8 protein-coding genes are annotated in these 7409 nt (G+C 71.8%); 2 read left to right on the forward strand and 6 right to left on the reverse strand.

From position 1 onward, the window contains the following. Positions 1 to 584 precede the first annotated feature (584 nt). Positions 585 to 1619, forward strand: coding sequence for a tryptophan--tRNA ligase (gene trpS / locus IE172_RS34030; protein ID WP_190101239.1), 1035 nt, complete (start codon positions 585 to 587; stop codon positions 1617 to 1619). Here trpS and IE172_RS34035 read toward each other — a convergent pair. After that, positions 1550 to 2554 (reverse strand): GlxA family transcriptional regulator, encoded by a 1005-nt coding sequence (locus IE172_RS34035; RefSeq protein WP_190101240.1) that lies wholly within the window; start codon positions 2552 to 2554, stop codon positions 1550 to 1552. The genes trpS and IE172_RS34035 overlap by 70 nt on opposite strands. A gap of 75 nt (positions 2555 to 2629) precedes the next feature. Here IE172_RS34035 and IE172_RS34040 point away from each other — a divergent pair, with 75 nt between their 5' ends. Next, positions 2630 to 3214, forward strand: coding sequence for a cysteine hydrolase family protein (locus tag IE172_RS34040; RefSeq protein WP_190101241.1), 585 nt, complete (start codon positions 2630 to 2632; stop codon positions 3212 to 3214). A 27-nt stretch (positions 3215 to 3241) separates the two neighbouring features. Here IE172_RS34040 and proC read toward each other — a convergent pair whose 3' ends face one another. The 5 genes from proC to IE172_RS34065 all read right to left on the reverse strand — a co-directional run bounded on the left by proC (position 3242) and on the right by IE172_RS34065 (position 7247). Beyond that, positions 3242 to 4054 (reverse strand): pyrroline-5-carboxylate reductase, encoded by an 813-nt coding sequence (gene proC / locus IE172_RS34045; protein WP_190101242.1) that lies wholly within the window; start codon positions 4052 to 4054, stop codon positions 3242 to 3244. A gap of 221 nt (positions 4055 to 4275) precedes the next feature. Next, complete coding sequence (locus tag IE172_RS34050) at positions 4276 to 5046, reverse strand: ABC transporter permease (protein WP_190101243.1); 771 nt, start codon at positions 5044 to 5046, stop codon at positions 4276 to 4278. Further along, the gene (locus IE172_RS34055) at positions 5043 to 5834 is read right to left on the reverse strand and encodes an ABC transporter ATP-binding protein (protein WP_190101244.1); all 792 of its coding nucleotides are present in this window, start codon (positions 5832 to 5834) and stop codon (positions 5043 to 5045) included. The genes IE172_RS34050 and IE172_RS34055 overlap by 4 nt, the downstream gene beginning before the upstream one ends. Before the next feature lie 32 nt (positions 5835 to 5866). Further along, positions 5867 to 6679 carry a class I SAM-dependent methyltransferase gene (locus IE172_RS34060; protein WP_190101245.1) on the reverse strand — a complete coding sequence of 271 codons (813 nt, stop codon included), beginning with the start codon at positions 6677 to 6679 and terminating at the stop codon, positions 5867 to 5869. 52 nt (positions 6680 to 6731) lie between these two features. After that, on the reverse strand, positions 6732 to 7247 hold the full coding sequence (locus IE172_RS34065) for an EamA/RhaT family transporter (protein ID WP_190101246.1): 516 nt from the start codon (positions 7245 to 7247) through the stop codon (positions 6732 to 6734). Positions 7248 to 7409: the final 162 nt, after the last annotated feature.

Below are 7409 nucleotides of genomic sequence, written 5' to 3' on the forward strand. Positions count from 1 at the left end.
TCAGATCTTTCCGATCCGATTTCCTCGGTGCTTTCCAGGTTCACGCTTTCGCGTTTCCCTTTCCGGCGGTTCCGACTCTATCAGATCCTTTCGGGCCTGATTCCCGGTCAGCGGGGTTTGTCTTTCCGGCCGTTGGGCCGTTCCGACGAGTGAGACTTTAGCGGAGTCCCGGCTCCCGACCTAATCGGGGTCCTGCTCCCTTTCGGGCGCGGATTCCTCATTCCACGAATACGCACGCCATTGACGCGCCCGCAGACAGACTGCTGACGTCGATCAATGGTGGTGCTCGTGGAATGGCTGTCCGGGGACCGACCGGAGTCGGCGCTCACGTCGGACAACTCGGAGAACCATACGGAGCCCTCCGGGGCGTGTCAACTCGCTGCCGGACCCCGCCTCCCCCACGTACTGTGGTCCCCATGACCACGCGCACGTACAACCAGTTCTGGTGGGCCGCCTGACGGCGGCCGACGCTACGCGCGCACTCACGGCCGCCGCCTCGGCGGCCGTTCTGCTTTCTCCCTCCGGGACTCCGAGGGGCGGCCGGCCGGGGACGGCGGCCTCCGCGAGGAGAGGGAGAAGAAGAGATGACACGGGTCTTCAGCGGGATCAAGCCGACCGGACACCTGACGCTGGGCAACTACCTGGGGGCCATGCGGCAGTGGGCCGCGGTCGACCAGCACCGTTCGGACGCGCTGTTCTGCGTGGTCGACCTCCACGCGCTCACCGTCGACCACGATCCGGCACGCGTGCGCAGGCTGAGCCGTCAGGCGGCGACGCTGCTGCTGGCCTCGGGGCTCGACCCGGAGCTGTGCACGGTGTTCGTGCAGAGCCACGTGGACGAGCACGCGCGGCTGTCCTACCTGCTGGAGTGCGTGGCCACGGACGGCGAGATGCGCCGGATGATCCAGTACAAGGAGAAGGCGGCCCGGGAACAGCGCCGGGGCGGGAGCGTACGGCTGTCGCTGCTGACGTATCCCGTGCTGATGGCGGCGGACATCCTGGCCTACGGGGCCGACGAGGTGCCGGTGGGGGACGACCAGGCGCAGCACGTGGAGCTGACCAGGGATCTCGCGGTGCGCTTCAACCAGCGGTACGGGCAGGCGTTCGTGGTGCCCCGGGCCACGCATCCGAAGGTGGCGGCGCGGGTGATGAACCTCCAGGAGCCGACGTCGAAGATGGGGAAGAGCGACGACACGGGGCCGGGGATCGTCTACCTGCTGGACGAGCCGGACGTGGTGCGGAAGAAGGTCATGCGTGCGGTGACCGACAGCGGGCGGGACGTCGTCTACGACAGGGAGGCCCGGCCGGGAGTGGCGAATCTTCTGGAGATCCTCGCGGCGTGCACGGGTGGGAACCCGGAGGCGTTGGGCGGTGTATATGAGTCGTACGGGTCTTTGAAGAGGGACACCGCGGAGGCGGTGGTGGAGGTGCTGAGGCCCGTGCAGGAGAAGCACAAGGAGTTGTGCGCGGATCCTGGCTATGTGGAGGGGGTGCTGCGGGATGGCGCGGAGCGGGCGCGGGGCATGGCTCGACCGACCGTGGATGCCGCTTATCGGGCGATCGGGCTGTTGCCGGCGGGATCGGATACCGGGACGCCCGTGCTGAACGCGGCCCGGTAGGCGCGAGGGCTGGTGGCGAGGCGCGATGCGAAGTGCTGGCGCATCGTGACCTCGCTGCCGAAGCCCGCGCGGCGGGCGACCTCGGGCATGGGGAGGTCGGTGCGTTCGAGGAGGCGCTGGGCCGCGGCGACGCGCTGGTCGAGGAGCCAGCGCAGCGGGGTGGTGCCGGTGGCCGCGGTGAAGTGGCGGGCGAAGGTGCGCGGGGACATGCCGGCTCGAGCGGCCAGGTCGGCGACCGTGAGCGGTTCGTGCAGGTGGCGCAGGGCGTGCTCGCGTACGGCGGCGAGGGAGTCGGCGTCGCGGTCGGTCCGTGGGGTCGGGTGCTCGATGAACTGTGCCTGGGTGCCGGTGCGGAAGGGGGCCGTGACCATGGAGCGGGCGATGGTGGCGGCGGCTTCCGCCCCGTGCGCCAGACGGATCAGGTGGAGACAGAGGTCGATGCCGGCTGCGGTGCCGGCCGCGGTCCAGATGTTGTCGTCCTCGATGAACAGGGCGTCGGGCACGACGGTGACATGGGGGTGGTGTGCGCGGAAGAGGTCGATCAGGTTCCAGTGGGTGATGGCGCGTCGGCCGTCGAGGAGTCCGGCCTGGGCGAGAGTGAAGGCGCCCCCGCAGAGGGCGGCGAGGGTGGTGCCGCGGGCGTGGGCGTGGCGGAGTGCGTCGAGGACGGGAGGTGGTGCGGGGGTGAGGTGGTCGTCCAGGCCGGGGACGACGATCAGGTCGGCGCCGGTCAGCCAGGTCAGGGGGCGGTCGGGGAGAAGGGTGAGGCCGCCGCGCATGGGGACGGGGGTGATGTCGGTGGCGACGCGGCGCAGGTCGAACGCGGGAGCGCCGCGGTCGGTGCGGTCGGGGCCCCAGACCTCGGTGATGACGGAGACGTCGAAGGCGCGGATACCGGGGAAGGCGACGAGAGCCACGCGGTAGGGAGCTGCCATGCGTGGCAGTAAACCATCGATCGATGACTTCCGTACCTCTGGGAGCGAGGGCTGCCGGGCGGCACGATCGGCTGCATGGACATCGCGCAGAACGCAGCACTGGTGGTCGTGGACGTGCAGAAGGGTTTCGAGGAGGTCGGTTATTGGGGGACGCGCAACAATCCGGCGGCTGACGACAACATCGCCGCGCTCATCGACGGGTGGCAGTCGACCGGTCGGCCGGTGGTCTTCGTGCGGCACGACTCGGTCCAGCCCGGGTCGCCGCTGCGGACCGGGGAGGAGGGCAACGGGTTCAAGGAGTACGTGGAGCGGCGGCGCGGGAAGGGGAGCGGGGCCGAGTTGCTGGTGACCAAGGCGGTGAACTCGGCGTTCCTCGGCTCTCCGGACCTGGGGGCCTGGCTGCGGGAGGCCGGGATCTCGCAGCTGGTGCTGGCCGGGATCCAGACGAACATGTGCGTGGAGACGACGGCGCGGATGGGCGGGAACCTCGGATACGACGTCGTGGTCGCGTTCGACGCGACCTACACCTTCAACCTGGAGGGGCCCTTCGGCTGGCGGCAGAGCGCGGACGAGCTGGCGCGGGCGTCGGCCGTGTCACTGCACGGGGGTGGGTTCGCGGCGGTGGTGACGACGGAGGAGGTGCTGTCCGCCGCGAAGTGAGTCCCGTGCGGGAGTCCGGGCCGGCCGTCAGTCCTTGGTGCCGGAGGCGAGTTCGCGGCTGCGGTCGCGGGCGGCTTCGAGGGCGGCGATGAGGGCGGCGCGCACGCCGTGGTTCTCGAGTTCGCGGATGGCGTTGATGGTGGTGCCGGCGGGGGAGGTGACGTTCTCACGGAGCTTGACCGGGTGCTCGCCGCTGTCGCGGAGCATCGTCGCGGCGCCGATCGCGGACTGGACGATCAGGTCGTGGGCCTTGTCGCGGGGCAGGCCGAGCAGGATGCCGGCGTCGGTCATCGCTTCGACCAGGTAGAAGAAGTAGGCGGGGCCGGAGCCGGAGAGGGCCGTGCAGGCGTCCTGCTGGGACTCGGGGACCCGGAGCGTCTTGCCCACGGCGCCGAAGATCCCCTCGGCGTGGGCGAGGTGGTCCGCGGTGGCGTGGCTCCCGGCGGAGATGACCGACATGGCCTCGTCGACGAGGGCCGGGGTGTTGGTCATGACGCGGACGACCGGGGTGCCGGTGGCGAGACGCTCCTCGAAGAAGGACGTGGGGATGCCGGCCGCGCCGCTGATGACCAGGCGGTCCGCGGGAATGTGCGGGGCGAGCTCGTCGAGGAGGGTGCCCATGTCCTGCGGCTTGACCGTGAGGATCAGGGTGCCGGCGGTCTTGGCGGCTTCCTGGTTGGAGACCGGGGTGACTCCGTAGCGGGTGCGGAGCTCTTCGGCTCGTTCCTGGCGGCGGGCGGTGACGAGGAGGTCGGCCGGGGCCCAGCCGGCGCGGATCATGCCGCTGAGCAGGGCTTCGCCGATCTTGCCGGTGCCGAGGACTGCGACGTGCTGGGTCATGGCTGTTGGTGCCCTCCGGGGGTGGGTCGTCCCTCGTCATCCTCGCATCCCGGGGGCCGGTGGGGGCGGGACGTCCAGTGGGCGGGACGTGGTGGCGGGTTGCCGTCCCCGTGGTTCGCGCCCACCGCCCCTTCCCGTCCCGTCCCCCGAGGGTTGCGCCCCCGGAGTCCCTGTTCAGCCCTGGACGGGTGTCGTCCTCGGACGCCGGACGGGCTGGGTGATCACGCCGTGCGGCGTTTCAGGGTGGCCGCGCCGAGGGCCAGGACCAGGAGGGCGCAGGCGGCCACGATCAGGGTGTCGCGGACGAAGGCCGTGGTCATCTCGGTGTGCCGGAGGACCTCGTTCATGGCGTCGACGGCGTAGGACATGGGGAGGACGTCGGAGATGGTCTCCAGGACGGGGTGCATGGCGTCGCGCGGGGTGAACAGGCCGCAGAGGAGGAGCTGGGGGAAGATCACCGCCGGCATGAACTGCACCGCCTGGAATTCCGAGGCCGCGAAGGCCGAGACGAAGAGACCGAGGGCCGTGCCGAGGAGGGCGTCGAGCAGGGCCACCAGGAGGAGCAGCCAGGGACTGCCGGTGACGTCGAGGCCCAGGAACCAGACGGCGAGGCCGGTGGCGAGGGCGGACTGCACGATCGCCAGGGAGCCGAAGGCGAGGGCGTAGCCGGCGATGAGGTCGCCCTTGCCGAGGGGCATGGCGAGGAGACGTTCGAGGGTGCCGGAGGTGCGTTCGCGCAGGGTGGCGATCGAGGTGACCAGGAACATCGTGATGAGCGGGAAGATCCCGAGGAGTGACGCGCCGATGCTGTCGAAGGTGCGTGCGCTGCCGTCGAAGACGTAGCGCAGCAGGAACAGCATCAGGCAGGGAACCAGGATCATCAGCGCGACGGTGCGCGGGTCGTGGCGGAGCTGGCGCAGGACCCGGGCGGCGGTGGCGGTGGTGCGGGCGGCGCTGAGGGCGCGGGCCGGCGCGGGGGTCGTGGTGCTCATCGGCTGGTCTCCTTCGTTCGGCCCTGGGCGGCGGCCCGGTCGACCAGGTGCAGGAAGGCCGCCTCGACGGTCTCGGAGCCGGTACGGGTACGGAGGGCGTCGGGGGTGTCGTCGGCGAGGACCTCGCCGTCGCGCATCAGCAGGAGGCGGTCGCAGCGCTCGGCCTCGTCCATGACGTGGGAGGAGATCAGCAGGGTCGCGTCGCGTTCGGCGGCGAGGGTGTGGAAGAGCTGCCACAGGTCGCGGCGCAGGACGGGGTCGAGTCCGACGGTGGGTTCGTCGAGGACGAGCAGTTCGGGGGTGCCGAGCAGGGCGACGGCGAGGGAGACGCGGCTGCGCTGGCCGCCGGAGAGGTTCCCGGCGAGGGTGTCGGCGTGGGTGGTGAGGTCGACGTCGGCGATGGCCCGGGTGACGTTCTCGTGGCGGCGGTCGGCGGAAGCCCGGCCGGGGTCGAGGATCGCGGCGAAGTAGTCGAGGTTCTGGCGGACGGTCAGGTCGTCGTAGACGGCAGGGGCCTGGGTGACGTAGCCGACTCGGGTGCGCAGGGCGGGGTGACCGGCGGGGTGGCCGAGGACGTCGAGGGTGCCGGTGACCTTGGCCTGGGTGCCGACGACGGCGCGCATCAGGGTCGACTTGCCGCAGCCGGAGGGACCGAGGAGGCCGGTGACCTGACCGCGCGGGACGGTGAAGCCGAGGCCGCGCAGGACGGTGCGCGGGCCCCGGACGACGGTGAGGTCCTGGGCGTGGACGGCCGGTTCCTCCGTGGGCCGGGAGGAGTAATTCATCATGTGATGAATATTCCTCCCGGCCGTGTGCGCCGTCAAGCCGTCGTGGCCAGGGGTGTGGTCGCGGATGCGGGCGTGATCGCGAGGAGGAGCAGGACGTCGTACGTCTCCTCGACGATCCCGTCGGGGAAGACGTCCAGGACGTGCCGTCGCTCCTCGGCGAGGTAGGCCGCGCTGCGTTCCTCTTCCTGCAGCAGGAACAGCGAGTGGCTGCCGAGGTTGGCCAGGTGGGTGTCGAGGGGGACCCTGCGGCTCCAGCGGATGTCGCGGCGTACGACGTCGAGGTGGCCGGTGAGATCGGCGGTGTGGGCGTCGAGGTCGCGTTTCTCGGCGGAGACGTCGAAGCCGAAGTGACGGCCGGCGCGTGCGTCGGCCTGCGCGATCCACGGCACGTCGAGCGCGTCGCGGTTCCACCACAGGGCGAGCGCGCCGCCCGGGCGCAGGACGCGTACCGCCTCCGGGACGGCGCGGGCGGGGTCGGTCCAGTGCCAGGCCTGGGCGTAGGTGAGGAGGTCGGCGCAGTGGTCGGCGAGGGGGAGGGCGTCGCCGCTGCCCCGGACGACGGGCACGCCGGGGAACGTGCGGCGGAACTCGGCCGCCATGCCCTCACCGGGCTCGACGGCGATCACGTCGGCACCGCGCTCGCGCAGGCGGGCGGTGGCGAGGCCCGTGCCGGCGCCGGCGTCCACGACCCGGGAGCCGGCGAGGGGGCGGCCGGTCAGTTCCTCGATCGTGTCGAAGAGGGCGGGCGGGTAGGAGGGGCGGCCAGCCGCGTACTGGGCGGCGGCCGTGTTGAAGGAGTACGCCCGCGTGCTTCGGGTGACCTGGTCGGCCCTCGGTGTCGTCATACGGCCATGGTGGCCGGGCGGCGGAGGGACGAGGGGTGCTTTTCCGGTGGGGTCAGGGGCGGCGGCGCCTCTTCGACGGGTTGCCCGTGCGGCGGGTGACGCGCCTGTCGTACTCCTCACGGGCCCGGTCGTACTCCGCCCGGCGGAGCTTCTCGCCCGGGGCCTCGGTGAGGGAGCGGACGGAGTAGGCGAGGAGGGAGCCGATGAAGCCGATGGACAGCAGGCCGCGGAGGGAGGCCTGGCGGTCGGGGTCCGGGCGGCGGGTGAAGGAGGACCAGGTGTGGCGGAAGGCGAGCGAACTGCAGATCGCGAACATCACCACCATGAGCAGCGAGACGAAGCTCCCCACGTCGGCGATCGCGAGCCCGTCGTAGGCGAGCCGCAGCACGAGGCAGGCGGCCGCCGCGGCGGCGAGGGAGCCGACGGCGACGCCGACGCGGCGGGCGGTGTAGCCGCCGGAGTGGTCGACCCAGGTCGTGCCGAAGAAGCGGATGGGCTCGGGCCGGGGACCGGCGGGTGTTCCGGGGGAGCCCGCGGTGCCGTCCGGGGTGCCGTTCTCTGCGCTCACCCGTCGATTATGGCTCCCGGCGCTGCCGGCCCCGGCGGGCGGGGCGCGGGCGCCCCCACGGCACACGGGTCAGCCGCCCTGGCCCTCGCCGCCGAGCGGACCGACCCGCACCGGGGCGCCGCCGGTTCCGTCGGTGACGGGCAGCGAGGCGCCCCCCCCCCC

Origin of the sequence: Streptomyces griseoflavus (genome assembly GCF_014649995.1) — a bacterium.
Lineage (GTDB): Bacteria > Actinomycetota > Actinomycetes > Streptomycetales > Streptomycetaceae > Streptomyces > Streptomyces griseoflavus.

What these genes read in the sequence shown, in the direction of transcription:
- IE172_RS34055 (WP_190101244.1), bottom strand. Translation starts at nt 5,834, where the DNA reads ATGATGAATTACTCCTCCCGGCCCACGGAGGAACCGGCCGTCCACGCC.
- IE172_RS34060 (WP_190101245.1), bottom strand. Translation starts at nt 6,679, where the DNA reads ATGACGACACCGAGGGCCGACCAGGTCACCCGAAGCACGCGGGCGTAC.
- IE172_RS34035 (WP_190101240.1), bottom strand. Translation starts at nt 2,554, where the DNA reads ATGGCAGCTCCCTACCGCGTGGCTCTCGTCGCCTTCCCCGGTATCCGC.
- trpS (WP_190101239.1), top strand. Translation starts at nt 585, where the DNA reads ATGACACGGGTCTTCAGCGGGATCAAGCCGACCGGACACCTGACGCTG.
- IE172_RS34040 (WP_190101241.1), top strand. Translation starts at nt 2,630, where the DNA reads ATGGACATCGCGCAGAACGCAGCACTGGTGGTCGTGGACGTGCAGAAG.
- proC (WP_190101242.1), bottom strand. Translation starts at nt 4,054, where the DNA reads ATGACCCAGCACGTCGCAGTCCTCGGCACCGGCAAGATCGGCGAAGCC.
- IE172_RS34050 (WP_190101243.1), bottom strand. Translation starts at nt 5,046, where the DNA reads ATGAGCACCACGACCCCCGCGCCGGCCCGCGCCCTCAGCGCCGCCCGC.